Annotated in this window: 26 protein-coding genes; 19 read left to right on the top strand and 7 right to left on the bottom strand. The window is 53.3% G+C overall.

All coding sequences use genetic code 11. From position 1 onward, the window contains the following. The first annotated feature begins 143 nt into the window (after positions 1–143). Positions 144–1,988 (top strand): translational GTPase TypA, encoded by a 1,845-nt coding sequence (typA, locus tag B5D61_RS15425; protein WP_078814310.1) that lies wholly within the window; start codon positions 144–146, stop codon positions 1,986–1,988. A gap of 229 nt (positions 1,989–2,217) precedes the next feature. Then, positions 2,218–3,345, top strand: coding sequence for a sugar ABC transporter permease (locus tag B5D61_RS15415; RefSeq protein ID WP_078814308.1), 1,128 nt, complete (start codon positions 2,218–2,220; stop codon positions 3,343–3,345). On the opposite strand, the gene B5D61_RS15410 is transcribed toward B5D61_RS15415, so the two are convergent. Continuing rightward, the gene (locus B5D61_RS15410) at positions 3,339–3,710 is read right to left on the bottom strand and encodes a group I truncated hemoglobin (protein ID WP_078814307.1); all 372 of its coding nucleotides are present in this window, start codon (positions 3,708–3,710) and stop codon (positions 3,339–3,341) included. The two genes, B5D61_RS15415 and B5D61_RS15410, sit on opposite strands and share 7 nt — an antisense overlap. Before the next feature lie 214 nt (positions 3,711–3,924). Between B5D61_RS15410 and B5D61_RS15405 the strand changes: the two genes are divergently transcribed. The 15 genes from B5D61_RS15405 (at position 3,925) to B5D61_RS15335 (ending at position 19,379) form a co-directional block, all read left to right on the top strand. Further along, positions 3,925–5,064: a c-type cytochrome domain-containing protein gene (locus B5D61_RS15405; RefSeq protein WP_078814306.1), complete on the top strand. Its 1,140-nt coding sequence runs from the start codon at positions 3,925–3,927 to the stop codon at positions 5,062–5,064. A gap of 47 nt (positions 5,065–5,111) precedes the next feature. Next, the gene (locus B5D61_RS15400; RefSeq protein WP_078814305.1) at positions 5,112–6,974 is read left to right on the top strand and encodes a c-type cytochrome domain-containing protein; all 1,863 of its coding nucleotides are present in this window, start codon (positions 5,112–5,114) and stop codon (positions 6,972–6,974) included. Between the two features lie 92 nt (positions 6,975–7,066). Further along, positions 7,067–7,690, top strand: coding sequence for a hypothetical protein (locus B5D61_RS15395; protein ID WP_139373287.1), 624 nt, complete (start codon positions 7,067–7,069; stop codon positions 7,688–7,690). Positions 7,691–7,721: 31 nt separating this feature from the next. Then, on the top strand, positions 7,722–8,900 hold the full coding sequence (locus tag B5D61_RS15390) for a cytochrome c biogenesis ResB family protein (RefSeq protein ID WP_078814303.1): 1,179 nt from the start codon (positions 7,722–7,724) through the stop codon (positions 8,898–8,900). Positions 8,901–8,925: 25 nt separating this feature from the next. Next, positions 8,926–10,866, top strand: a complete 1,941-nt coding sequence (locus B5D61_RS15385) for a cytochrome c biogenesis protein (protein WP_078814302.1) — start codon at positions 8,926–8,928, stop codon at positions 10,864–10,866. Positions 10,867–10,919: 53 nt separating this feature from the next. Then, on the top strand, positions 10,920–11,729 hold the full coding sequence (locus B5D61_RS15380; protein ID WP_078814301.1) for an MBL fold metallo-hydrolase: 810 nt from the start codon (positions 10,920–10,922) through the stop codon (positions 11,727–11,729). Positions 11,730–11,822: 93 nt separating this feature from the next. Next, the gene (locus tag B5D61_RS15375; RefSeq protein ID WP_078814300.1) at positions 11,823–12,686 is read left to right on the top strand and encodes a ThuA domain-containing protein; all 864 of its coding nucleotides are present in this window, start codon (positions 11,823–11,825) and stop codon (positions 12,684–12,686) included. 176 nt (positions 12,687–12,862) lie between these two features. After that, entirely contained in the window at positions 12,863–13,591 is a 729-nt protein-coding gene (locus B5D61_RS15370; protein ID WP_139373286.1) for a hypothetical protein, read from the top strand. A 402-nt stretch (positions 13,592–13,993) separates the two neighbouring features. Then, positions 13,994–15,397 (top strand): adenosylhomocysteinase, encoded by a 1,404-nt coding sequence (gene ahcY / locus B5D61_RS15365; protein WP_078814298.1) that lies wholly within the window; start codon positions 13,994–13,996, stop codon positions 15,395–15,397. A gap of 796 nt (positions 15,398–16,193) precedes the next feature. Next, complete coding sequence (locus B5D61_RS15360) at positions 16,194–16,481, top strand: hypothetical protein (protein WP_078814297.1); 288 nt, start codon at positions 16,194–16,196, stop codon at positions 16,479–16,481. Positions 16,482–16,619: 138 nt separating this feature from the next. Further along, a complete protein-coding gene (locus B5D61_RS15355; RefSeq protein WP_078814296.1) occupies positions 16,620–17,270 on the top strand; it encodes a DMP19 family protein in 651 nt (216 codons plus the stop codon). Next, complete coding sequence (locus B5D61_RS15350) at positions 17,267–17,797, top strand: hypothetical protein (RefSeq protein ID WP_078814295.1); 531 nt, start codon at positions 17,267–17,269, stop codon at positions 17,795–17,797. The genes B5D61_RS15355 and B5D61_RS15350 overlap by 4 nt, the downstream gene beginning before the upstream one ends. A gap of 226 nt (positions 17,798–18,023) precedes the next feature. Then, positions 18,024–18,326 (top strand): barstar family protein, encoded by a 303-nt coding sequence (locus tag B5D61_RS15345; protein WP_078814294.1) that lies wholly within the window; start codon positions 18,024–18,026, stop codon positions 18,324–18,326. A 124-nt stretch (positions 18,327–18,450) separates the two neighbouring features. Next, complete coding sequence (locus B5D61_RS15340; protein WP_078814293.1) at positions 18,451–19,113, top strand: DUF6882 domain-containing protein; 663 nt, start codon at positions 18,451–18,453, stop codon at positions 19,111–19,113. 26 nt (positions 19,114–19,139) lie between these two features. Continuing rightward, positions 19,140–19,379: a hypothetical protein gene (locus B5D61_RS15335; RefSeq protein ID WP_139373285.1), complete on the top strand. Its 240-nt coding sequence runs from the start codon at positions 19,140–19,142 to the stop codon at positions 19,377–19,379. A gap of 71 nt (positions 19,380–19,450) precedes the next feature. Here the strand turns inward: B5D61_RS15335 and B5D61_RS26665 are convergent, their stop codons facing one another. The 5 genes from B5D61_RS26665 to B5D61_RS15315 form a co-directional block, all read right to left on the bottom strand. Then, positions 19,451–19,654: a hypothetical protein gene (locus B5D61_RS26665; RefSeq protein WP_139373284.1), complete on the bottom strand. Its 204-nt coding sequence runs from the start codon at positions 19,652–19,654 to the stop codon at positions 19,451–19,453. Positions 19,655–19,945: 291 nt separating this feature from the next. Next, the gene (locus B5D61_RS25780; protein ID WP_139373283.1) at positions 19,946–20,152 is read right to left on the bottom strand and encodes a hypothetical protein; all 207 of its coding nucleotides are present in this window, start codon (positions 20,150–20,152) and stop codon (positions 19,946–19,948) included. 123 nt (positions 20,153–20,275) lie between these two features. Then, a complete protein-coding gene (locus B5D61_RS15325) occupies positions 20,276–20,833 on the bottom strand; it encodes a hypothetical protein (protein ID WP_078814290.1) in 558 nt (185 codons plus the stop codon). Positions 20,834–20,835: 2 nt separating this feature from the next. Beyond that, positions 20,836–21,270 (bottom strand): hypothetical protein, encoded by a 435-nt coding sequence (locus B5D61_RS15320; protein WP_139373282.1) that lies wholly within the window; start codon positions 21,268–21,270, stop codon positions 20,836–20,838. Beyond that, positions 21,270–21,539, bottom strand: coding sequence for a hypothetical protein (locus B5D61_RS15315; RefSeq protein WP_078814288.1), 270 nt, complete (start codon positions 21,537–21,539; stop codon positions 21,270–21,272). Before B5D61_RS15315 ends, B5D61_RS15320 begins: the two co-directional genes overlap by 1 nt. 82 nt (positions 21,540–21,621) lie before the next feature. Between B5D61_RS15315 and B5D61_RS15310 the strand changes: the two genes are divergently transcribed. Both B5D61_RS15310 and B5D61_RS15305 read left to right on the top strand, forming a co-directional pair. Then, positions 21,622–21,843, top strand: coding sequence for a helix-turn-helix domain-containing protein (locus tag B5D61_RS15310; RefSeq protein WP_078814287.1), 222 nt, complete (start codon positions 21,622–21,624; stop codon positions 21,841–21,843). A gap of 59 nt (positions 21,844–21,902) precedes the next feature. Further along, on the top strand, positions 21,903–22,844 hold the full coding sequence (locus B5D61_RS15305; RefSeq protein ID WP_078814286.1) for an IS1595 family transposase: 942 nt from the start codon (positions 21,903–21,905) through the stop codon (positions 22,842–22,844). On the opposite strand, the gene B5D61_RS15300 is transcribed toward B5D61_RS15305, so the two are convergent. Beyond that, on the bottom strand, positions 22,841–23,020 hold the full coding sequence (locus tag B5D61_RS15300) for a hypothetical protein (protein WP_078814285.1): 180 nt from the start codon (positions 23,018–23,020) through the stop codon (positions 22,841–22,843). The two genes, B5D61_RS15305 and B5D61_RS15300, sit on opposite strands and share 4 nt — an antisense overlap. Positions 23,021–23,297 lie beyond the last annotated feature (277 nt).

Genomic DNA, 23,297 nt, shown 5'->3' with positions numbered 1-23,297 from the left:
AAATTCGGGAAGTTTTGAGCGAATGCCAGCGGGAGCAGAATAGTGCCTGAAGAGGAGCAGGTGCCGAAACCCTCGAAAACCGCCGTTTGCCAAAGGCCGGAAAGCTGCTACTCTCCGCGCCCTTTCCCCCAAACGCCCATCTAATGACCCCTCCTTCCAAGATCCGGAACATCGCCATCATTGCCCACGTTGACCACGGCAAGACCACGCTCGTGGACTCCTTGCTGCGCGCCAGCGGTAACTTCCGTGAAAATCAGGCCATCGCCGAGCGTGCCATGGACAGCATGGACCTCGAGCGTGAGAAGGGCATTACCATCAAGGCTAAGAACACGTCCGTTCACTGGAATGATCACATCATCAACATCGTGGACACTCCTGGACACGCCGACTTCGGTGGTGAGGTGGAGCGTGTGATGAAGATGGTGGATGGGGTGATGCTCGTGGTGGACGCCTATGAAGGGCCGCAGGCGCAGACACGTTTCGTGCTGAAAAAGGCAATGCAGCAGGGGATTAAGCCAATCGTGCTGATCAACAAGATGGACCGTCCGCACATCAAGCCGGATGAAGTTCATGACAAAGTGCTGGAACTCCTCATGGAGCTGGAAGCCACGGAAGAGCAGTTCAATGCACCTTTCGTTTACGGCAGTGCCCGTGCAAGCTGGGTCACTGACCACGCCGACGGTGAGCAGAAGGACATGACCTTCCTCCTGGAGCAGATTGTGAAGCACATCCCTGCGCCAAAAGCTGAACTGGAAGGCAGCTTTGAGATGCTGGTTTCAAACATTGATTGGGATAACTTCGTGGGCCGTGTGGCCATCGGTAAAGTGACCCGTGGCACCGTGAAACTCGGCGACCGCGTGTTCCTTCTGGGCAAGACCCCAGATGAAAAACCGAAGCCGATCAAGGTGACCAAGGTTTTCCAATACACCACGCTGACCACCAGTGACTCCGTGGAAGGCGGTGCCGGTGATATCGTGGGGATCTCCGGCTTTGAAGACGTGGATATCGGTCAGACCGTGGCCGGTGCTGCGGATGCGCCAGCTCTTCCTTTCGTGGCCATTGACCCTCCGACCATCGTCATGCAGTTCGCGGTGAATGACGGCCCTCTGGCTGGTCGTGAAGGTGATCACGTGACTTCCCGCAAGATCCGCGACCGCCTGGATCGTGAGCAGAAGATGAACGTGACCATCAGTGTCTCTGATACCGATACTGCGGGTATCTTTGACGTGAGTGCCCGTGGAGCGATGCAGATCGCCGTGCTGGTGGAGCAGATGCGCCGTGAAGGTTTTGAAGTGCTCGTCTCTCGTCCGATGGTCATCACCAAACGCATCGACGATGTGATCTGTGAGCCGTTCGAAACGCTCTACGTGGACGTGCCGGATGACTACCTCGGTGGCGTGATGAAGACCATCTCCGAGCGTAAAGGCAAGATCGAGGATATGAATGCCCACAACGGCCGGACCAGCCTCCAGGCTTATATCCCAACTCGTGGTTTGATCGGTTTCGAATTTGAACTGATGAACTTGACTAGCGGTCATGGTATCCACAGTCACCTGTTCCGTGAATACGCCCCGCACGCCGGTTACATGCAGACCCGCAGCACCGGGACTCTGGTCAGCACGGAATCTGGCGAAGCCACCGCCTATGCTCTGGATACGATCCAGGAGCGCGGCAAGCTGTTCGTCACTTCCGGTGATCAAGTCTATGATGGCATGATCGTGGGTGAAAACCCACGCACGGACGACCTGCCTGTGAACCCGACTCGCAGCAAGCAACTCACCAACTTCCGCGCAGCCGGTGGTGACAAGGGCATTCAGCTCACGCCTCCTGTCAGATTTGGTCTGGAGCGTGCCATCGAGTACATCGCCCCTGATGAACTCGTGGAAGCCACGCCGAAGAGCATCCGTCTCCGCAAGCGCACGCTCGACTCCGCCCAGCGTCTGCGTGAGCGTAAGCGCATGGAAGCCGAGATCGAAGCCGCAGGTTGATCCTCGGGTTCGCCTTCATCCGAAACATTCTAAACCGTTCTCGCTGATGTCAGCGAGAACGGTTTTTTGCTGTGTGGAACAGTCTGTGAGTTCGAGATCGAGAAGTTGGATCGATAAGAATCCGCATTTCAAGACTGCTTGGGGAGGGTTTTTGCGAGTATTCTTGGCATAGTTTATCTTGGAGAGAGTCAGAGAACCGGGTAGAAAATCGGTTTTTCCGCCGCTATTCATGACGCGCACGTTATCCATCCGGGACTTTTCCATTGCTCTGGCTCTGCTGGGGATCTGTGGGTTCTTTGCGATCGTTGAGCCCAAGTTTCTTGACTCTCGTAACCTGTCGCTGCTGATGACAGAGCTGTCCATCACGGCCACTTTGGCGATGGGCATGCTTTTGGTTATTCTGCCCGGGCACATCGATTTGTCCGTGGGCAGCGGGCTGGCGCTCTTGAGCGGGATTGCCACTGTTTTGACAACGAAGGCGGGCTGGCCAGCGCCGGTGTCGCTGAGTGTCGGCCTCATCGCTGGGCTGCTGATTTGGTGGGGCAAGGGGATGCTGGTCGTGCGGGAAAGGATTCCCGCTTTCATCGTGACCTTGGCAGGTTTGCTGGTCTTTCGTGGCTTGTTTTGGTTGGTGATTCAAAATCAAACCGTACCGGTGGTGGCGGGTGGCCAAACGAATCTTTATTCCCTCATCAGCACCTATTATCTACCTCCGATGGTTGGCTATGGCGTGGCTGCAGTGATCATCGCCGTCTTTAGCTTCGCTGCCATCCAAGGCCGCAAACAACGCCGACTCAATGGCTTTGAGGTCGAGGATGGGGAAGCGCTTTTCATGCGTCTCTTCATTGCCGCGCAAGCCGTACTGCTCTTTGTTATTGTGACCAATCAGTTTCGCGGCATTCCGTTGCCCGCGTTGATTTTCGGCGTTGTGGCTCTGTCGGTTTACTTACTGACCCAGCACACCGCTTTTGGCAGGTATCTTTATGCGATTGGAGGTAATCCCGAAGCGGCTTTGGTTTCGGGAGTGCCTGCTGGAAAAGTAGTGATCGCTGCGTTTGCTCTGATGGGTGCGATTGTGGCCATCACGGGTTTCATGCTGACCTCCTATACAGGAAACTCGACCACCGATCTCGGGGAGTGGATGGAATTGGACGCCGTGGCTGCCTGTGTGATTGGCGGAGTGAGTCTGCGTGGCGGGCGTGGTAGTGTGTTAGGCGTGCTCGCCGGTGCTCTGATCATGGCGGCTTTGCTCAATGGCATGACGTTGATGTCTGTTTCACCTGAGTATAAACTGGTGGTGCGTGGCAGTGTGCTCCTGGCGGCGGTCTGGCTGGATATGCGGCTTACGCGTCAGTAAGACGTGCCGGTGATTTCATTGGCAAAGGTATTGATGTGCTCAATCACCGCGTCCGTTTCTTGGGTGTCACAACCGATGTCCTTCAGGGTCTCGAGAAGATGCCCGACAAACAGCGCAAAATGATGGCGACTGATCCCCCGTCCGTGATGGATGTGTCCGAGTGATCGACCGGAATACATGATGGGCCCGCCTAGAGCCATGCAGAAAAACTCGGTCTGCATCGCGCGCAGGCGATCCATCGAACTGTGGCGGAAAAACGGGGCGAGCTCTGGATCTGCCAGCACCCGAATGTAGAACGCTTCAATGAGGGCGGCGATTGCTGATTCACCACCGAGCCGTTCGTAGAGAGAAGGTAACGTGCTCATAATCCCAGTGTGCCTTAGCCTGGCTATTGTTGCCACAATCAGTCGCACCAATCCTCGCCCCTGACTTGATGGGGATTGGATCAATCTTGCGATTCAGGTCACGGTAAGGTTAATCGGACATGCGAAGAGCGTCATTCGGCATGAGTCCGGTGAACAATTCTGTCCGATATCAGCGTTGATAAGCCTGATAACATCAAGCTATCGTCAACCTCCTATGTCCCGCTCCGTTTCCGACTCGAATGCCCCCAAATCCTACACTGGCACTTGGATAGCCACGCTGTTGCTCATCGTCGCATTTGTGGCCGGGTTAATGGTCTTCCCCCCTCTTTTTGAAAAGCCGACGGAAGAGGCGTCCAGCATGGTGCTCTTCGTGGGGCGTTTCCACCCCATCCTCTTACATTTGCCCGTGGGAGCCCTCATCGTACTCTGCGCCATGGAGTTGGGCTGTCTGACTCGCAGTGGTGAGGAGAAGCTCGGTCCAGCGGCGCTTCTCACGCTCTGGGTCGGGGCGGCAGGAGCGGTGGTTGCGGTGCTTGCAGGCATCATGCTGTCCCGTGAGGGGGGCTATGAAGGAGGTAATTTCACCCTTCACCAGATGCTGGCTCTAGTCGGCACCGCAGGAGTTCTTTTGGCTCTTGTTGTGCGAATCATTGGCATGGGGCAGGGGAGCTTTGAGCTCCTCTATGCTTACCGTGCCATTTTCTTTCTATCCTTCGGTGTGATGGGCCTTGGCGCTCACTTTGGCGGTAACATGTCCCATGGTAACAAGTTCCTCACCGAGCATGCGCCGGAGCCGATCAAAAGCCAGATGACCAGTATGGAAAAATGGATGCTGAGCTTTGTTGAAAAACCTAAAGTCACGCCTCCCGCTATAGTTCAGGACAGCGCCAGCCCTGAGCCGGTAACCAACGCTCCACAAACTCCAACGGTTCTTCCGACCGGTTCTCCCTCAGCGCCTCTGGGCGGTCTAACTACCTCCGGGGAAAAACTCGTTTTCCAGAACATCATTCTGCCTATCCTTGAGGCGAAATGTAATAAGTGTCACAATGAAGAAAAATCCAAAGGCGACCTGCGAATGGATACCTATGAATTGGCAATTCAGGGCGGCGAAAGCGGAATAAACTTCGTGGCCGGAAAACCCGCCGAAAGCCTCAGCATCCAGCGCATTGAGCTGCCCATCGATGACGATGAGCACATGCCACCGGATGGCAAAGACCAGCTCACGACTGAGGAGGCGGCTCTCATCCGTTGGTGGGTTCAGTCGGGTGCCTCAAACACCCAAAAAGTCGCCGAGGCTCAATTTCCATCTGAAACTCAGGCCACAGTCGCGGCTCTCTTGAAAGGACAGCCGTAGTTGCAGCGAACCTTACTCTCTTTTTAGCCACCCACGATTCCTAGCGTATGTCCCTCCGCCATTCTCTTCTGTGCCTTTTGGCTTTGTCCACCCTGGCTTCTGCTGCTGACAAGCCAGCCGCAGATCCTGCCATGAAAGCTGTCGTGGATCAGGTGAATGCCACGGGGGCCTCATTGATGCCCGTCTCAGCCGAGGGCAAGACTTACCGCTTCACGGCGCTCAATGTGGCCAAGGACTTTACCGATGCAGGCTTGACCCCTCTGGCTTCGATTGCGGATAAGATCACCTCGCTGGACCTAGCTCGCAGCAAGATCACGGATGCTGGGCTCAAGGCGGTCGGTGGCATGAAAAACCTCACCGAGCTCCACTTGGAGAACACCAGTATCTCCGATGCGGGCTTAGATCACATCAAGGGGCTCACGGCCTTGGAGTATCTTAACCTTTACAACACCAAAGTGACCGATGCCGGGATCGCCAAGCTGACCGGGCTCTCCAAACTGAAGGCGCTCTATCTCTGGCAAACAGGGGTGACCAAAGCTGGGGTAGCTCAGATCAAAGGCAAGCTCCCTACCGTGCAAGTCAATGTCGGCTGGAGCCCTGAAGACGACGCCAAACCTACCCCCGTAGCGGCTGCGGCTGCACCGGCCGTGGCGGCGGCCAAGCCTGCTGCGCCAGCCCCAACGAAACCGACAGAGGCCCCCAAACCGACGGAAGTCGCACCAGCCACGTCAGCCAAACTGGATCCGGCCATTGCGGCTAAGGCCGTGGTCTATCGGGATGTGATCGCACCGATCCTGGAAGCCAAGTGTGTGAGTTGCCACGGTGCTGAGAAAAAGAAAGGGAAGCTTCAGTTGCATGACTTTGCCTCCATCATGAAAGGCGGCAGTGAAGGGGATGTGAACGTGGTGTCCGGCAAGCCTGATGACAGTCTTATGCTGGTGCGTATCAAGCTACCGGAGGATGACGATGAGCACATGCCTCCTAGCGATGAGCCCCAGATGACCAAAGAAGAAGTCGCTCTTCTCAAGTGGTGGATCGCCACGGGGGCGTCTGAGTCGGCGACAGTGGCCGCGGCCAAGCCTACCGCCGATGTGGAAGGCGCTCTGGCCACTCTCCTGAGCAAAGGGTTGCCTAAAACAGAGGCGAAGGTCGTAAAAGAAGAAAAGCCCAAAACTAAACCGCTGACAGACGCGGAAAAGAAACAGGTCGCCGAGATCACTGCGAAGGTGGCTTCACTGAACGGTTCGCTCATGCCGCTTGCTCAGGATACCGAGCAACTTCGTCTGAGCGTCATCAACGCCACCGACAAGTTTGGCGATAAGGAATTGGCGATGTTGGCACCCATCGCGACGCATATTCTCTGGGTGGACCTAGCCCGAAGCAAGGTGACGGATGCGGCTGCGGATACCCTGGCTAAAATGACCAATCTGCAGCGTCTGCATCTGGAGAACACCAAAGTGACGGACACCATCCTGCCTAAGCTCGCCGTGCTTCAGAAGCTTGAGTATTTGAACCTTTATGCCACCAAAACGACCGATGCAGGCATTGCTAAATTGGCTGGAGCCAAAGGCCTCAAAAAACTCTTCGTGTGGCAGACCGGTGTGACAAAAGCCGGAGCACAAGCGCTCGAAGGCCAGATTCCTGGTCTGAAGGTTAATGTGGGGCTTAGTGAAGCTGAGATTGCCAAGCTGACAGCCCTTCCTCCCGCACCACCGCCTGCTCCTGCTCCTGCAGCTAAAAAAGAAGAGCCAAAGAAGGATGCTGCCAAACCTGCTGCTCCTGTGGCCAAAAAGGAGGGCACTCAGCCCGCCGCAGCTCCGAAGCCCGAGGCAAAGCCCGCTGCTAAACCTACCCCGGACGCCAAAAAAGAGGCTCCTCCAGCAACAGCTCCGGCACCGAAGGCAAATTGAGGAGCGTAGCTCTCGCGCTTCCTTTCTTGTTTTGGAGCTTTTCTTGAGCGAACTAACGGTTCGCCGTTCTCGTTCGTTGACTAAACACCCACATGATTGCTCTCACCCCTAGAGCCCCCCATTCTTCTCTCGCGGGTCTTCTTTTGGCCTGCCTGCCAGCTCTCGTCTCCTGTGAAAGGATCACGGAGCGCATGGAAATTACCCAGACCCGAGAAATTTCCAGCTATGAGGCCAAACCGAAACTCAATGCCTATCCTCAAGAGCGTTTTGGTGATGAACGCCTGCTGTGGGAGACTCCCGCAGGCTGGGGCCGTGCGGAGCGTAGTCAGATGCGACCGGTGAATCTCACGTTCGGTCCGAACAAGGAAGGCGAGTGCTACCTCTCCATGCTGCCAGGTGGAGCCGGTGGTGTGCTGGCTAACGTGAATCGCTGGCGTAAACAGATGGGACAGCCGGATATAACCGAAGAAGAGCTGGCCAAGCTGCCGACGAAGACTCTCATGGGGATTCAGGGCGTTTTTGTGACGGTGGACGGCAACTACACCAATGTCGGCGCCACTGAGGCCAAAGAAAACTACCGCTTGCTCGGTGTCGTAGCCACGCTGGGAGATTCCGGTCTCTTTGTCAAAATGGTCGGTCCTAAGGATCTGGTGGAGGCCAATACGGCAGCTTTTGACCAATTTGTCGGTTCTTTGAGTCTGCGCATGCCGCAGTGAGTCTAACGCTTTGTATCGACCCTTTTTTGAAATGTCTGCCACGTCTTCCACCAATGTGCCTGCCCGCGTATTCGCCTTCTTTGCCTCATACGGCTTGGCGATCGTGGTGTTGAGCTTCCTGCTTTTGATCACTTTTCTGGGCACCTTAGCCCAGAAGGACATGGGGCTATTGGATAGCCAGCGCCTTTACTTTGATTCCTGGGGCCTCATCCACGATTTCAAAATGGGTGATGTCGTCTTGCCTGTGCCGCTTCCTGGGGGCGGGCTCTTGATGGTGATCCTGTTCATCAACATGCTTTGCGGTGCAGTCATTCGCATACGCAAGGGCTGGAGAACCATTGGGGTCCTCATTTCACACTTGGCCATCATGTTCATGCTTGTAGCCGGGTTCGTGAGTTTTCTCTACAAGTCAGAAGGCGCCATGCCCTTGTTTGAAGGTCAAGCCAGTGACCAGTATCAGAGCTACCATCAGCGTATCATTGAGATCCGTCGCTTTGATGCTGCTGGCAAAGGGGAAGACACGGCACTGATCATCCCGATGAGCCATTTTTCAGATCTCGGCCCAGGTAAGGCACGTGACTTTTTTGCCAAGGACCTTCCTTTTGAAATTCAAGTCACAGGGTATCAGCGCAATGCAAACATCGTTCAGGCGGAAGACGGTGAAGTGGGTGCCATTGATGGTTATCGCATCCAACCCGTGAAGCTGGCGAAGGAAGATGAAGCCAACGTATCGGCTGCGGAGATCACCATCAAACCCAAGGAGGGCACACCTCAAAAAACGCTTCTCTGGGAAGGGGCACTGGCACCTTACACCTTCAAGGCGGGAGACCATTCTTACACCTTCGCTCTTTCCCGGATGAAGTGGAAGCTGCCTTTCGCCATCCGTCTGGAAGACTTCCAGCGTGAGCTTCATCCAGGCACCATGAAGGCCAAAAAATACACCAGCCATGTGACCAAGATCACGAACGGCAAAGAGGATCCTTTGGTGGTGACCATGAACGTGCCGGTGCGTGATCAAGGTTATGTGGTCTATCAGGCCAGCTTCAGCACGGGCACCAGCGGTGAGCAGTCGGTGTTCACCGTGGTCAAAAACCCTTCGGACCAATGGCCGCTCTGGAGCTGTGTGGCGGTTTCCATCGGCCTGATCATTCACTTCGTCATGCACTTGGTGCGGTTCCTCAGCCGCGCGCTCAAACCCAAAGCGGCCTGATTCACCTCTTAGCGCTCTCTGGCTCATGAAACATTTTCTTTGCTTCCTTTTATTGATGACCGGTCTGCTTCAGGCTCATGCCCAGCAGCAGCCAGATCCAGCGATCTTACGAGATCCTGAGATCATCAAAACCTTCCAATCCCTGCCCGTCCAGGAAGGAGGTCGTGTCAAACCGCTGGATACCTATGCGCGTTATCTGTTGCTGCGCTTGCATGGTAAACAAAGTATCTCCGTGGATCACCCTTCACTGCCTGGAGTCACCAAACTCAAGGCCACCGAGTGGCTCCTGCTCACCTGGTTCCGTCCCGACATTGCCCGAGACCTGCCGCTGTTCGTTGTCGATAACTCTCAAGCCGTCGGGGAAATCGGAGTGGACCCCAAAGGTCTCCGGGATCGCTATTCCTGGAACGAAATCGTCAAAGGCAAAGAAGAACTGGTCAAACGCGCGCAAGCCTACAGCGAGATTCCCAACGATTCTCGCACAGGGGTTCAGCGCAATGTGATCGACCTCGCTCGCAACTTCTTCGATTTCGATGCAGTCAGTGACTTTCTCACGGCTGCTCGCACCGATTGGAAAAAGGAGATTGCCGCTATTCTACCTCCGGAAGCCTCCAAGGACTTTACGGATGCAGCCACGCTGAGCGTCTGGGATGTAGCTGAGAAACTCGGCGTTCTCATTCGCGATCATAAACTGGAAGCACTCGGGCAAGAAACCAGTAACAAGCTCCTCGAACTGTTCATCAACACCACGCTTCGTCCTGGCAAGACGCTGGCCTTTCTCCCGCCGGATGACCTCAAAAACGATACTTGGATGACGGTCGAGCAGACCATCACCAATCTCATGCGGGATGGCTCACTCTCGGAAGGCGACTTGCGTCGTTCCAAAGGTAAAGACGCCCTCTACGCGGCTAGCTTGAATGCGGACACCTTTAAAACCGCGGCCAAGACGTTCGTGGATGACGTCCGAACCCAGGCGGAAAAGCGTGGTGAGCTGAAGCATGTGGACCGTGAGGTCAGCTACTATAAAGCGGACTACTTCACTTACGCTCTCGTGTGGTATTTGCTGGGCTTCTTGGTGAGCTTCGTCGGTCTCGTCGCTCCGCAGACTTCTTGGGCGCGCTGGACTGCTCGTATCGCCTGGGTGACGCTTATTCTGGCTCTGAGTTACAATGTTTGGGGTATCGTCCAGCGTTGCATCATCAATGAGCGCGCCCCCATCGCGACGCTTTACGAAACCATCATCTTCATCACGGCCAGCATCGGCTTGGTGGGGTTGTTTGTGGAGCGAGTCACCCGTCAGGGGATCGGACTCGTGGTCACTGGTTTTGTGGGAGCGCTGGGCATGTTCTTGTCCAATCGTTTCATGGCCCTGGATGGACAGGATACGATGCCGACCCTTGAGGCGGTTTTGATCACCAATTTCTGGCTGGCCACTCACGTGACTTGCATCAATATTGGTTATGCGGGAGCCATGCTCGGTTCCATCATGTCCATGGTGTATGTCATCTATCGCTTGGTGGCTCGTGGGGATGATGTGGCTAACGTCCGCCGCCTCATTACCCGCATCACTTATGGGATCGTCTGCTTCGGGCTTCTCTTCGCCTTGGTGGGCACGGTCTTGGGTGGAATCTGGGCTAACGATAGCTGGGGGCGCTTCTGGGGGTGGGACCCGAAGGAAAACGGCGCTCTCATGATCGTGCTCATGGGCCTGATCATCCTTCATGCCCGTCTCGGTGGTTACATTCGTGAAATCGGTCTGCACGCCCTATCGCTCGTGTTAGGAGCGGTGACGCTGTTCAGTTGGTTCGGGGTCAATCAGCTTAGTATTGGCCTGCACAGCTATGGATTCACCGACGGGATCACCCTGGCCTTGAACACGGGCTACAGCATCAAGGCGATCTTTATCCTCGCATGCTTGGCGTTCTGGTGGCAGGAGCGTGCCGAGAAGAAAAGAGCCGCTGCCTAAACGGCATCGAGGTTCGTATCCTTTGATCTTTTCCCTTTCAATTTTCCGTGCCCATGAGCATTCCTCTCGAAGATCTTTTCAACGACGTCATCGACAAAGCCCAGCGTGGCTTGGGTTTAACCAACGATGTGTTGGCGGATCGGGTCGGAGTGACGGCTGCTGCGGTGGAAGCCACCAAGGAAGGTGCCACCGATGCCTCCGTGTTGATGAAGCTGGCCGCTGCCTTAGGCTTGCACGGGCCGAGCTTGGCCGAGATGTCGGATCACGCTTGGGAACCTGAACCGGTCGCGTTGGAGGGCTTGGTTCAATTCAACACCACCTTCCATGACATGACGGTGAATGCCTATCTAGTCTGGGATCCGGCCACGAAAGAAGCCGCTGCCTTCGATACCGGCGCAACCGCTCAGCCCATGGTGGAGAAGATTCAAGAGCTCGGCCTGACCTTGAAGTATCTGTTCCTCACCCATACCCATCCGGATCATGTGGCCGATATCCCCACGCTCCAGGCCCCAGAGGTTCTGGTCAGCGAGCTTGAGCCGCATGCGGGAGCCAAGAGCTTTGTTCCGGGCACCGAATGGTCCGTGGGAAGCCTGAAAATCGGTTCACGAGTCACCACCGGGCACTCCAAAGGTGGCACTACCTATGTGATCACCGGCTTGCAGAAGCCCGTGGCCATCGTCGGGGATGCCTTGTTTGCCAGCTCCATGGGCGGCGGTGCGGTTTCTTTCACCGAAGCCTTGGCCACCAATCGCGCTCAGATCTTCACGCTTCCTGATGAGACCATCGTCTGTCCTGGACACGGTCCCATGACAACCATCGGTGAGGAAAAACGCCACAATCCGTTTTATCCTGAGTTCAAATAACTCGCGGCAGAGCAGGGGATCGAACTTGCCGAGGCTTTGCTCGCAAGTTTGATCTCGACTCATCGTTGGAGACTGACTACATCCCTAGCCTCCATGAAGAAGCTCCTTGCTCCTATACTCACTGTCGCACTCGCGGCAGGTCTTTATTTGGCCCAAGCTGCCGAAGCTCCCAAACCTTTGCGAGTCCTCATCGTCGCGGGTGGTTGCTGCCATGATTACGAACATCAGCAGACCATTCTCAAAGAAGGCATTGAGTCCCGCCTGAATGCCATTGTGGACGTCGCCTTCAATCCCGACAAAACCACCAAAGCCACCTTTGAGATCTACCAGACCAAAGACTGGGCCAAAGACTTCGATGTTGTCATTCACGACGAGTGCTCGGCCGATGTCACCGACCCTGCCTATGTGACCAATATCCTCGATGCCCATAAAGGCGGCGTTCCGGCGATCAATCTTCATTGCGCCATGCACAGCTATCGCTGGGGCAATTTTAAAGAGCCCGTCGCCGCAGGTGCGGACAACTCGCATTGGTATGAATTCATCGGTCTGCAATCCACCGGTCACGGTCCGCAGTCGCCTATCGACATCTCCTTCACGGACTCAACCCACCCCATCACCAAGGGCCTGGACAACTGGACCACCATCAATGAGGAACTCTACAACAACGTTCAGGTCCTCACCGCCAAGCCCTTGGCCAGCGGTAAACAAATGCAGATGCCTCGCGTGAAAAAAGGCCAGCAGCCTGACCCGAGCGCCAAGGCCACCGAAGCGAATGCCGTGGTTGCCTGGACCAATGAATACGGGCCTAACAAAACCCGTGTCTTCAGCACCACCATCGGCCATAACAACGACACCGTCGCCGATGCACGTTACCTCAGTCTCGTCACCCGTGCCATCCTCTGGACCACCGGTAAGCTCGCCGAAGACGGCACGCCAGCGGCAGGTTATGCGAAGTGATCGTTGATTTCAGCGCATTCCTCTTTCTTCCCTCGACCCCTGGTTGGCATGTTCCAATCAGGGTTTTTCATGGCCTTGTGAGCCAGGTGTAATAGCGGTTTCCTACCGCGTTCAGACTTGGGTTGTATTTTTAGCCTTGCCTCCATGAATCCCTGTGAGGTGTAATGCCTTCATGAATGAGCCCCCCCCCTCAGACACGAACCGGCTGGCGTTGGTGGCATTGGCTTGTGTCAGGTATTGTGCTGATTTTGCTGATCGACACTTTGATACCCTGTAGCTGTCGTATTACCGTCAAAGCCAACCAGATGAAGGCGGCCAGCAACTCGCGGCAGATCGTGGCGTTATTACTCACTTACGCGAGCGACTATGGCGACCACTACACGGATCATGGGCTGGATTTGACTCAGGTCACCTCCAATGAGGCCTTCCGTCGTTTAGTTCAGGAAGGCTGGGTTCCAGACGAGACCATCTTTGGCTGTCCGGGATCACGTTTCATGCCGGATAAAAATCTCGGCACCGCGCCTGACAATGATCAGGCACTCATTTCTGGAGAAAATCACTGGATGATGGTTGCTGGCCTAAGCCCGACATCGCCTTCCTACTACCCTGTCGTCCTGGAAAACACGGTTGATCTCTCATGGCCTCCGAGGTGGTGGGCGGATAAGGAGCTTAAACCTGTGCGTGGCAGAGCTTGGCCAAAAGATGGGATCGTCGTCGCCTTCAATGACGCTTCTGTTGAGACGGTGAAGCTGGATCGAAAAGGCGAGTATCTGCATCTACCCAAGCGGATCCTAGCTCCTGGTGGTAAAAAGCCATTACCTCCGATGACAATGCTCGATATCGAGGTGGCTGGAAAAGGCGATTATTCATACGGGTCACTCCCTGGTCTTCCACCCACAAAATAGCCATGCGACTTTTTCCCTGGATCTTATCTCTGCGACTCTGCCGACAAAATCGAATACAGCTGCTGCCCTAACGACGAGCTGCTGAAGGCTTATGACCTCCGTATCTGCGGGCTTGCCGGAGGGCATTGATTCGGCGATTGTGTAACAAGAGTTGTCTAAAAGAAAAGAGCGTATTGCGACGCATAGATAGCGCGAGCGGAAATGGGGTTTTGTGGGGCGATTAGGGCAAATCGAAAGAACCCTGGCCGTGAAACCTGGTCGGCGAATCTCGGAAAGAGCCTCTCGCCAGATACAAAACGCAGGTTGACACTCGCGGCTGAATCAGGATCATATCATCACATCAAGATGCGTTGATGTATTGGATTTCATTCCTCTAAACGAACCACGCCCTACCTACCCCACATGTCCGACTACAAAGTAAAAGACATCGGCCTCGCCGATTTTGGCCGTAAAGAACTCGACATCGCCGAGAGCGAAATGCCAGGACTCATGGCCACCCGTGAGAAGTATGGTCCGAAGAAGCCCCTCGCTGGCGTCCGTATCACCGGTTCCCTGCACATGACCATCCAGACCGGCGTGCTGATCGAGACGCTGAAGGAACTGGGTGCCGACGTGCGCTGGGCTTCCTGCAATATTTTCTCCACCCAAGACCACGCCGCTGCCGCCATCGCGGCCTCCGGCACACCGGTGTTCGCCTGGAAGGGCGAGACTCTGGAAGAATACTGGTGGTGCACCTGGAAGGCCATCATCTTCCCAGGAGACAAAGGCCCAGAACTGATCGTCGATGACGGTGGTGACGTGACCCTCCTCATCCACAAGGGTTATGAAATGGAAAACGGTGACACCTGGGTGGACACCCCTTCCGACAACCACGAAGTGAAAGTCATCAAGGACCTGCTCAAGCAGATCCAGAAAGAGCAGCCTGGCATCTTCCACACAATCGTGAAGGACCTCAAAGGCGTCTCCGAAGAGACCACCACCGGTGTGCACCGCCTCTATGAAATGGCCAAGGCAGGCAAGCTCCTGTTCCCCGCCATCAACGTCAACGACAGCGTCACCAAGTCCAAGTTCGACAACCTCTACGGCTGCCGCGAGTCCCTCCTGGACGGCATCAAGCGCGCCACCGACGTCATGATCGCCGGTAAAGTCGGCGTCGTCTGCGGTTATGGCGACGTGGGTAAAGGCTGTGCCGCCGCTCTGCGTGGCATGGGCGCCCAGGTCATCGTGACCGAAATCGACCCAGTGTGTGCCCTCCAGGCCGCCATGGAAGGTTACCGCGTCATGCCGATCGAAGACACCCTCGGCACTGGCGACATCTACGTCACCACCACCGGTAACAAGGACATCATCACTCTGGAGCACATGGAGAAGATGAAGGACCAAGCTATCGTCTGTAACATCGGCCACTTCGACAACGAGATCCAGGTGGACCGCCTGAACGCCCGCTCCGACGTCAAGCGCCTCAACATCAAGCCTCAGGTGGACAAGTACACCTTCCCGGCTGGCAACAGCATCTTCATGCTGGCTGAAGGCCGTCTCGTGAACCTCGGCTGCGCCACCGGCCACCCGAGCTTCGTCATGAGCAACAGCTTCACCAACCAGACCCTCGCTCAGATCGAGCTGTGGGAAACCAAGGACACCCGCCCTGTCGGCGTGACCGTGCTGCCGAAGAAGCTGGACGAAGAAGTCGCCCGCCTCCACCTGGCCAAGATCGGCGTCAAGCTGACCAAACTCTCCCAGGAACAGGCCGACTACATCGGCGTGCCTGTGGATGGTCCTTACAAGACCGATCACTACCGCTACTAAAAGTAGCCCCGTTGCGCCGCAACGGGAGCCTTGGAGCTCAATCGCTCAAAATGACAACGCGTCCGGCCCGAAAAGCCGGGCGCGTTTTTGTTTTCTGATTGGCCTTTCACCAAGGAGCGGCAGTTGCCAACTGCCTTCTTGGTACTCAGCGAGTGCCACTCCTTGAGACCGTTGCTTACCATGCATCGAATGAGCCGCTGCTCCGCTTGGGCTTCTAGCCAATCACGAAAAGCATTTCCGATGTGGCGTGGTCCTGTCTTCAAACCCAACGGGTTTGCGAATCACAGCGAAGAGTTGCTGCGCAACGGCTCCCCTGGAAAAAACGTGGCGATCAAACCCTGAATGACCGGTGAACCCCAAAGGGGTTCCAAATCTTTAGAGACCGCCTATTGTGGCTAGCTCGGAGTGGGTCTAAGTAGTGCTGCCAGCCGCTGACTGCGACATGACTCAGCGGCGTGGTCCGCACACTCCGTGTGCGGGTGACCGTGTCGGAGTACGAGCAAGGGCCTCTACATCCTTATGCCCCAGCCTGACGGTTCCTCTCATCCTCTCTTTAGTCTTCATCTTAACAAAAAGATTGGTGATCCGTCAAAGATCGATATTTTGCGCACCATATCGATTTATTCCGTTTAGCCCATGATTAAGAAAGCCAAACTTCATGCATCATGCTGTCCAAACTCCTTCAATCCTTGATGGGACGGGCCTTCAAGCTCATTCATGACCCGGAAATAACCGCTGCGTATCGCACTGATATTGATATCGCAGCACACTAATCACACTGTTCTGCCAAGAAATCATGACCCTCCACGATAACATTGCGATGAAGGTCCAAGCTCCGCGTGACGGCGTTTACTCGCAGGAGGAGCACTATTGGACCGTCCGTCCTGTTGACGAATGGGAGATGATAGATTGTCCGGGGTGGGTTTCGATTGGAGGTCCGGGAGTCGATCGGATTCAGTTTTGCTGCCACCCCGAGAAGGATGGGATCTACACTTACCACCCGATTGAACGCCAATTCGAACCCGTTGCCACGACCGTCGCAGATCTTGTGGATGGCTGGCAGTCTGGAAGAATCAAAGTCTGAACCCGGAAAAACATGAAGAAGCAGAACAAGTCATGGGTGGCAACGGCGGACAACGTCCCTCGTTCGCTTCGCTCTGTGAGTCCTGCGCCGCCGTGCCACCACATCTGACGTTAGCCCAACTAGAACACGCTTCCTGCCATGTGGCCATTCACACGCAAAAAGTCTTCACCACAGCAACCACTACCTCCAGTTTCCCCAGGTGGCGACAAGGCTGCCTCACTGGTCGAGAAGCATACGGGAGCGTTTTTCGGAAGTTTGCAGCAGCGCCCCAAGTGGAGACACATTACCGCTGAAACTTTGGCTGCAATTCCTGATGATGAACTCGAGATTGCTATCTTCGATATTGTTTGGGCCATGCCCATCAAGTCTCTTGATCAAAGCTTAACAACACTCTCGGAGCTTGGGATCGGTTATCAGACTATTTACACGACTCTTCAGCTTGAGACAGAGGTCAGCAATGGCGGTTTCCAACAGTATTTTTACAACTCGACTCGGCACTATTTCCCAATGGCTAGAGAGGGTTACCAGCGCCTTGGGCTGACCACTCTGGTTCAGATAGCGGATGCAGCCAAGGCTGCGTATGATGAGGAACTGGCGATGAAGCCTCCGCAGACGGAGGCTCCGGATGAGCAATTAGACGAGTTTATGTCTCGCTATGAAGACTCTAAAGTCGATTTAGCCACAGACCGGTTCTACGCGGAGAAAGAGGCCGCCAAGTCGGCTCGAACGACTTACATTCGTCAACACCCCGATCAGTTCTTTGGAGATTTCCGAGATCGTTACAAATGAACATCCATGTAACTAAGGCGAACAAGGCGCTGGTGGCAACGGCTCGTAGCAGTCTGTCGCATGAGCGGAGTCTTGCGCTCGCCGTCGCCATAGCTTTGACATTCAGCAAAATGAAACTGCCCGCAATTAAAGTGTATTGGTTGTCTTGGGCAGGGATCACGTGTGGGGCCCTCGGGCTCAAAATGATGCTTTTTTGGGTAGCTCCCAAATTCGACACGTCTTCATTTTTTATTGTCTACCTTGTTGGTGTTTGGCTTCCAATTGTGGTGCTCAATTTTCTTGAGGGTAAGGCATTGGCATCATCCGTGAGAAAGGCTCAAGCCAGTGGATGGGGTGAGGTGTCTGAATTAATCGGCCAAGGTGAAAGCTGGAGCAATCGATTCAAAATGATGAGCTTCCTTTTTTCTCCCGAAGACTTTGGTGATCGAGAATTCCTCATGATCAAATTGCGATATCGATCTTTTTTGAAGTTTGTTTTGTTCGCATTGCTCTCCTTTCCAATCGTAGCCGGTTTATTAAGCCTATGATTCGAACCACTTGGTGAGCCGTCAAAGATCGATATTTTGCACGCTATATCGATTCCTTTTGTTGAGCCCATGGTTAAGAAAGCCAAACTTCATGCATCATGCTCCCCAAACTCCTTCAAACCTTGACTGGACAGGCCTGCCCGCTCATGGATGCCCCGGAAATAACCACTGCGTATCGCATTGATATCGATATTGCAGCACACTAATGACACTGTTCGGCTAAGACATGAAGATCGCCACAATAGACCTGACGACGGTCACCGGATGGGAGTCTTTCCACGAACTCTTCGCCCAGTTGTTCGACTCTCCAGACTACTATGGCCGGAACATGGATGCGTGGATCGACTGCATGAAGGATTTTGCTGTTGGAGAGAGCAGCCTGCGTCTCGACCTCAAGGGGATGAGGGCACTGAAGACCCGTTGCCCTGAGATTTACGAAGCCCTCAATGAGTGCTCAGCGTTTATCAATTATCGGTCGGCAGAGTCTGGTGGAGATTCCGTTATTGCGCTTTGCTATGGACACACATGACACACAAGCCGAACAAAACAGATGCAGGCAACGGCTCGAAGGCTGTCTGTCGTGTCATCAACGTCTTGCGCTTGTCATCACCACAGCTTAGACGTCCGCCCAACTGACAGTGCCACCAACGACCATGGGACTATTCGAGTCTATTTTCGGCAAGAAGATCGCAGACCAGATTACGCCTGAGTCCGACAAGCGATATAATGCATTTCTGAACCAGTCGCTCGTAGAACTCAAGGCCCGGAATCAGCTTGCCATGGATGATCATGGCTTGGGGATGTTTGACGAGTGGTCACTGAATCAGGATGAGGGCATCTTGCGGTTCTTAGACGAGCAGGGCAACATCCGCATCGAAACGCCAGTTGTGATCCTGGGCACTTACTCAAGTCAGACAGCCACCTGGATGTGGGGATGGGCGAACAGATCTCTAGTTCCCGGACTGACTGCGGCGACTTGCGCCGTCAGAGACTACGGCGAATCCAACAGCATGGAGGATTTTACTCAGTCAAAGATCGAGTGCGATGAGGGGGAGGCATGGGCTTTCGCTGCAGCCGCGTGGAAGTTGCTCGGTGGTTCCGGTGTTTATCGGGGGCCCTCGGGGGCCCTCGGGGGCAGGTTATACATTTCTTCTCATGAAGGATATCACTTCCTATCCAGCAGGGAGATGATCGAAGCCACCGACCAACCAAGGGGGGAACGAGGCACAAGAGGCAACCGCTGGGGCTCCATGCCAGAGTCGCCTTTCGCTCATTTCAACCATCACCGCCGCCCCGGCGGGGTTGGCTCAGCTTAATGGTTAGGTGTTGCTACGTGCGTCCTATGAATGAAGCCCACCCACCCTCACCCGATGACGCCTACTGGAACACGGTCCCGTTGTCGGAGGCTTTCATGGCGTGGTGGCGAGAGCTGGTTTCCGTCGAGCGAGTCGAGTCGGAGCCGTTATTCGGCAGAGAGCGACCCTTGCCGCCGGACTTCCCCGATTGGGTCGCCCTCAAGCAACAACTACAGCCGGGCGACCAACTTTGGACCTTCGATAGCCCGAAGCGCTTTTGGAGCTAGTGCATGGGCTGGCAGGGCATTGTTGTCGTTCGTTCCGATAGCTTCGTGGTAGCCTGCACCACGGCGATGAATTAACCCATGACAACAGCCGCAATCCCTAACCATGCGCGGCAGCAAATGGCTCCGGTTTTGACTGTAAGGACCGTTACTGTATCGGAATCGTCCGGCATTCCGAGTGCCAGCACTCCATCAAATCCTGATGATCTGTTTCCATTCGAGACCGAGATTTTCATTCTCTTGGTCTGCTTTCCGGAAATCTCGGTCTGATTTTTCATTTTCTAGACCTGCTTTTCGGAAAGTTGACCTCTGACTTGGGCCCCCACATACCTCTCTCCTAACGAGAAATCGTCTCAGTTAGATCGGAGAAATGTGTGCAATGATGCCCTGATGGCAGGGGTTGCAAAACCGAAAGATGGCAGATTTGACTCCTGATGAATGGGCATACAAGAGCTTGTTGGATGGGCTGAAAGAGAAGATCGCTCTCAACCTTGAAAAGATCGAGGGCTATAAATGGATGATCGAAAACGTCCCTCCTGGCAAGACCGCCGCTTTTTATAAAACTGTCTTTATGTCGTCTCCTTCTGAACGATAAGCTTCAAGAATGGATAGCCAGCTTCTTCGTTACGGGTGAGTAGATGAACTACTTTTTCAATGCGGTAAAGCCTTCCGTTTGCATCACCAATATAATGGCCAACTTGTGGCGCGGTTTCTAAAGTTAGTATTTGAGTGCCTGTAAACGGCTCGCCTTTCGGAATTTCTACGATCGCTCTCATGCCTCTTGTACGATTATCCGCGCCTTTATCTTTCAAATCAACCAATTACTTCCTAGGAATCCTCGTCCTTTTAGGGCGGGGAGGATGTCAACCTCAGCAACTGATTGCATTCTATTCCTAAACTTATGAAGAAGATACTTCGGAAGCTGTTTTGGGAGATATTAATTCGCGGTTGGCTATCTCCTCAAGCTTACAAAAGAATAATTGAACGAGTTGGCTGGCTGCATCCTGATTTTGAGCAATGTAGTCGTAATGTATCTTCCATATTACTGAACCCTCGTTCTGAAGGAAGATTTGTGCCTTTTGGAGGTTTTGAGAATCCAGAATTACATTAGGGTCGGGATGTGTTCTTATCAGAAATTCCTGGAATCGAGAGAAAAGTAATTCGTAATTTTCTATTACGCCGCTCAAAAAATTGTCACGAAAAGAAAATTCGATATAACCATTAGCATAGCCCTCTGGCGTAATTTCGAAATCACAGCCATAGGTTTTAAAAATACCTTCCTTTCGATTTATGTGAACAATAATCTGCTTCTTCCAAGGGACGGAAGCTATTTCGTGAATGTCATCAATTTTAAATGGATAAGCGACAAGATCGAACCCTCCATTGTTTTTCCTGCCATTCGTATGGTTGGGCGGATATGGAAATACTTTAAATGAGAGCGGGTCGTCTTTTATCATAATCAATTATCCCTCAACAATTGTTCCACAGTGGGTTTTACGGAAGTGAGACGTAAACCTGAATACGCATCTTGCATGGCTTCGGCTTTTGGATCATGGCGAAGGGTTGCACAGTAGCTTTTCCACGTTATTCCGCCAAGTTGATTGCCAGCCTGCGCACGAAAAATCACAGCGGGTTGCCAGTATTGCACGCCCATGCCTTCAATGTGATATTGCATCAGGTTATAGAAGTTTGAAGTTATTCCAAACTTTCTTCCATCTTCTCCATACATTTGAGAGTTTAGATAGTCCCTTACCAAAGCTTCCGCCGAATATTGGAAGGTGGAGTCATGGTTAAGTCTGTGAACAACTTTGCTTGCTGCACAAGAAGACAGGGAAAAAATTAGCAGCGCCGCCAAAAAAGTTTTCATTTTTTTCAAGTTAGAAAAGTTATTCATCACATGAAGCAATAGGCAACGAACCCAATCACCCCTATCCAAAAGATCAATTTGATCACGATCCAAGTAATTTCCCATCCGCTTTGAGTGCGGCGATAGGAATATCTTTGGTCATAGCGTTCCTTCGCCTCTTGCCGCTGTTGTCGATCATGCTCAACAAGTCTTTCGGCTGCTTTACGAATTTCCTCTTGTTGGTCATAGTATGCTTTGTCAGCATAAAGCGGAGCGGCAAAAAGAATCATCAACCAGAAGGCGAAAAACGTTCTCATAGATCGGGCATTTTAATGCCCGTGTTTATCCCGTCAACGCGATAATTTTAGTAGGGTGCCACGCCCTTCTCAGATTGATCCTATGGAACGCGCTATCGTCTTGATTCTCAAGAACGAACGTTTGCGCGCGGGGATTTCTGCAACCCAACTGGCGGCGCAAATTGGCGTGGCCAGAACCACTATCACCCATCTTGAAAGCGATGATGCGCGGCCCACTTTTTGGGTTTTGAAAAAGATCGCTGATGGGTTGGGGTTGGATTTTGGAGCCTGTGTTATTCGCGCGCAAAAAGAAGCAAAAAAATAGGCGGTGCGAATAGTTTAACTATTACTTTGCGCCCTAACTTTAGGGCATTATAATGCCTGATGGAAGCGCCGCTCACCCATCTAGAGGCCATCGTTTTCTTCTCAAACCAAGAGAATTGCCATAACTACCTCATGTCTAAAAGGTGGCCTGATGGGCAAGTTATCTGTCCTCATTGTATATCTAAAAATGTGGGGGGCTTTAGCCGTTCGCGCCGCATCTGGAATTGCAAAGACTGCCGCAAACAGTTTTCAATTAAGGTGGGGACGATCTTCGAGAACTCGCCTCTTGGCCTAGACAAATGGTTGGCTGCAATGTGGATCATAGCCAATGCCAAAAACGGCGCTTCATCTTGTGAGTTAGCCCGCACTTTAGGAATCACTCAGAAGTCTGCTTGGTTCATGGGCCATCGCATCCGTTTGGCTTTCCAACAAGGGAGTATCGACAAGCTGAAGGGGACGGTAGAAGCTGATGAAACTTTTGTCGGCATGAAAGCGAGCAACATGCATAAATCCAAGCGGCGCGAAAAAGTTAAAGGAACTGGGCCGATTGCTATGATTCCAATCTTTGGTGCGCTAGAAAGGGGGACGGAAGACAGGCCTTCACAAGTTCGCCTCAAAGTTTTAAACTCTCGCAAACGGCCTGACATTCATGGCGGCGTGTCTGAGTTTGTTGAGGATGGATCAAAACTCTACACTGATGCCCTCAGGTCTTACAATGGCTTGAACGAACGATATACGCACAAGACGGTGGATCATGCTTTTTGTTATGTCATGGGCGACGTTCACACAAACGGCATGGAAAACTTTTGGAGTCTTTTGAAGCGCACAATTAAGGGTACCTACATTTGCCCTAGCCGCCGCCATCTTTTCCGATATTTAGATGAGCAGGCCTTTAGATTTAACGAGAGAACGGGCAATGATTCCAACCGCTTTGATTTGGCGGTTTCAGAAGTATCTGGCAAGAGAATCAGATACAGGGAACTGATCTCGAAAAGTGCTTAATCGGCACCTTCTTTTCTATTTTTCTTTTCGGCCCCCGATTTTTTTCGAGCGCCCTTTTCTAGTTCCAAAATTTTGTCCTTTGGAACGGTTAAAACTGTGTCGAGAAGGCTTTCAAAGCGCTGCGCAGCCTCTTTTCCCTCGTAAAATTCAGGTTTTTTGGCGGCGCGCTTCTTCATGGGTTAATTTAAAGCCATTTTTTGCGGCGCAAGAAGAATTCATAAAGCATTGATTATCAACTAACTGCAAACGCAATTCCGAACGGAGTATACAGGATAATGCATGGATAAAGTTGTTTATTGCATATATTGAGAAGAAAGATTCTTATGACTTAGAGGTAAGGAAAGCATGGACACTGTTTATCTGCCCGCTCACTTGATTGTTCCGTTTTTTCAGGGGAGACCAATCCGTTATCGTTATGGCCAGGGTGAGGAGCGAACTGGCACTTTACATATA

Source organism: Prosthecobacter debontii, assembly GCF_900167535.1.
Classification (GTDB): domain Bacteria; phylum Verrucomicrobiota; class Verrucomicrobiia; order Verrucomicrobiales; family Verrucomicrobiaceae; genus Prosthecobacter; species Prosthecobacter debontii.
Note: the sequence above shows the minus strand (reverse complement) of the source record. Positions and strands in the feature narration are given on the sequence as shown.

Bases quoted from the DNA above. Each gene is read 5' to 3' on its own strand.
- typA (WP_078814310.1), top strand. From the start codon at position 144: ATGACCCCTCCTTCCAAGATCCGGAACATCGCCATCATTGCCCACGTT.
- B5D61_RS15415 (WP_078814308.1), top strand. From the start codon at position 2,218: ATGACGCGCACGTTATCCATCCGGGACTTTTCCATTGCTCTGGCTCTG.
- B5D61_RS15410 (WP_078814307.1), bottom strand. From the start codon at position 3,710: ATGAGCACGTTACCTTCTCTCTACGAACGGCTCGGTGGTGAATCAGCA.
- B5D61_RS15405 (WP_078814306.1), top strand. From the start codon at position 3,925: ATGTCCCGCTCCGTTTCCGACTCGAATGCCCCCAAATCCTACACTGGC.
- B5D61_RS15400 (WP_078814305.1), top strand. From the start codon at position 5,112: ATGTCCCTCCGCCATTCTCTTCTGTGCCTTTTGGCTTTGTCCACCCTG.
- B5D61_RS15395 (WP_139373287.1), top strand. From the start codon at position 7,067: ATGATTGCTCTCACCCCTAGAGCCCCCCATTCTTCTCTCGCGGGTCTT.
- B5D61_RS15390 (WP_078814303.1), top strand. From the start codon at position 7,722: ATGTCTGCCACGTCTTCCACCAATGTGCCTGCCCGCGTATTCGCCTTC.
- B5D61_RS15385 (WP_078814302.1), top strand. From the start codon at position 8,926: ATGAAACATTTTCTTTGCTTCCTTTTATTGATGACCGGTCTGCTTCAG.
- B5D61_RS15380 (WP_078814301.1), top strand. From the start codon at position 10,920: ATGAGCATTCCTCTCGAAGATCTTTTCAACGACGTCATCGACAAAGCC.
- B5D61_RS15375 (WP_078814300.1), top strand. From the start codon at position 11,823: ATGAAGAAGCTCCTTGCTCCTATACTCACTGTCGCACTCGCGGCAGGT.
- B5D61_RS15370 (WP_139373286.1), top strand. From the start codon at position 12,863: ATGAGCCCCCCCCCTCAGACACGAACCGGCTGGCGTTGGTGGCATTGG.
- ahcY (WP_078814298.1), top strand. From the start codon at position 13,994: ATGTCCGACTACAAAGTAAAAGACATCGGCCTCGCCGATTTTGGCCGT.
- B5D61_RS15360 (WP_078814297.1), top strand. From the start codon at position 16,194: ATGACCCTCCACGATAACATTGCGATGAAGGTCCAAGCTCCGCGTGAC.
- B5D61_RS15355 (WP_078814296.1), top strand. From the start codon at position 16,620: ATGTGGCCATTCACACGCAAAAAGTCTTCACCACAGCAACCACTACCT.
- B5D61_RS15350 (WP_078814295.1), top strand. From the start codon at position 17,267: ATGAACATCCATGTAACTAAGGCGAACAAGGCGCTGGTGGCAACGGCT.
- B5D61_RS15345 (WP_078814294.1), top strand. From the start codon at position 18,024: ATGAAGATCGCCACAATAGACCTGACGACGGTCACCGGATGGGAGTCT.
- B5D61_RS15340 (WP_078814293.1), top strand. From the start codon at position 18,451: ATGGGACTATTCGAGTCTATTTTCGGCAAGAAGATCGCAGACCAGATT.
- B5D61_RS15335 (WP_139373285.1), top strand. From the start codon at position 19,140: ATGAATGAAGCCCACCCACCCTCACCCGATGACGCCTACTGGAACACG.
- B5D61_RS26665 (WP_139373284.1), bottom strand. From the start codon at position 19,654: ATGAAAAATCAGACCGAGATTTCCGGAAAGCAGACCAAGAGAATGAAA.
- B5D61_RS25780 (WP_139373283.1), bottom strand. From the start codon at position 20,152: ATGAGAGCGATCGTAGAAATTCCGAAAGGCGAGCCGTTTACAGGCACT.
- B5D61_RS15325 (WP_078814290.1), bottom strand. From the start codon at position 20,833: ATGATAAAAGACGACCCGCTCTCATTTAAAGTATTTCCATATCCGCCC.
- B5D61_RS15320 (WP_139373282.1), bottom strand. From the start codon at position 21,270: ATGAATAACTTTTCTAACTTGAAAAAAATGAAAACTTTTTTGGCGGCG.
- B5D61_RS15315 (WP_078814288.1), bottom strand. From the start codon at position 21,539: ATGAGAACGTTTTTCGCCTTCTGGTTGATGATTCTTTTTGCCGCTCCG.
- B5D61_RS15310 (WP_078814287.1), top strand. From the start codon at position 21,622: ATGGAACGCGCTATCGTCTTGATTCTCAAGAACGAACGTTTGCGCGCG.
- B5D61_RS15305 (WP_078814286.1), top strand. From the start codon at position 21,903: ATGGAAGCGCCGCTCACCCATCTAGAGGCCATCGTTTTCTTCTCAAAC.
- B5D61_RS15300 (WP_078814285.1), bottom strand. From the start codon at position 23,020: ATGAAGAAGCGCGCCGCCAAAAAACCTGAATTTTACGAGGGAAAAGAG.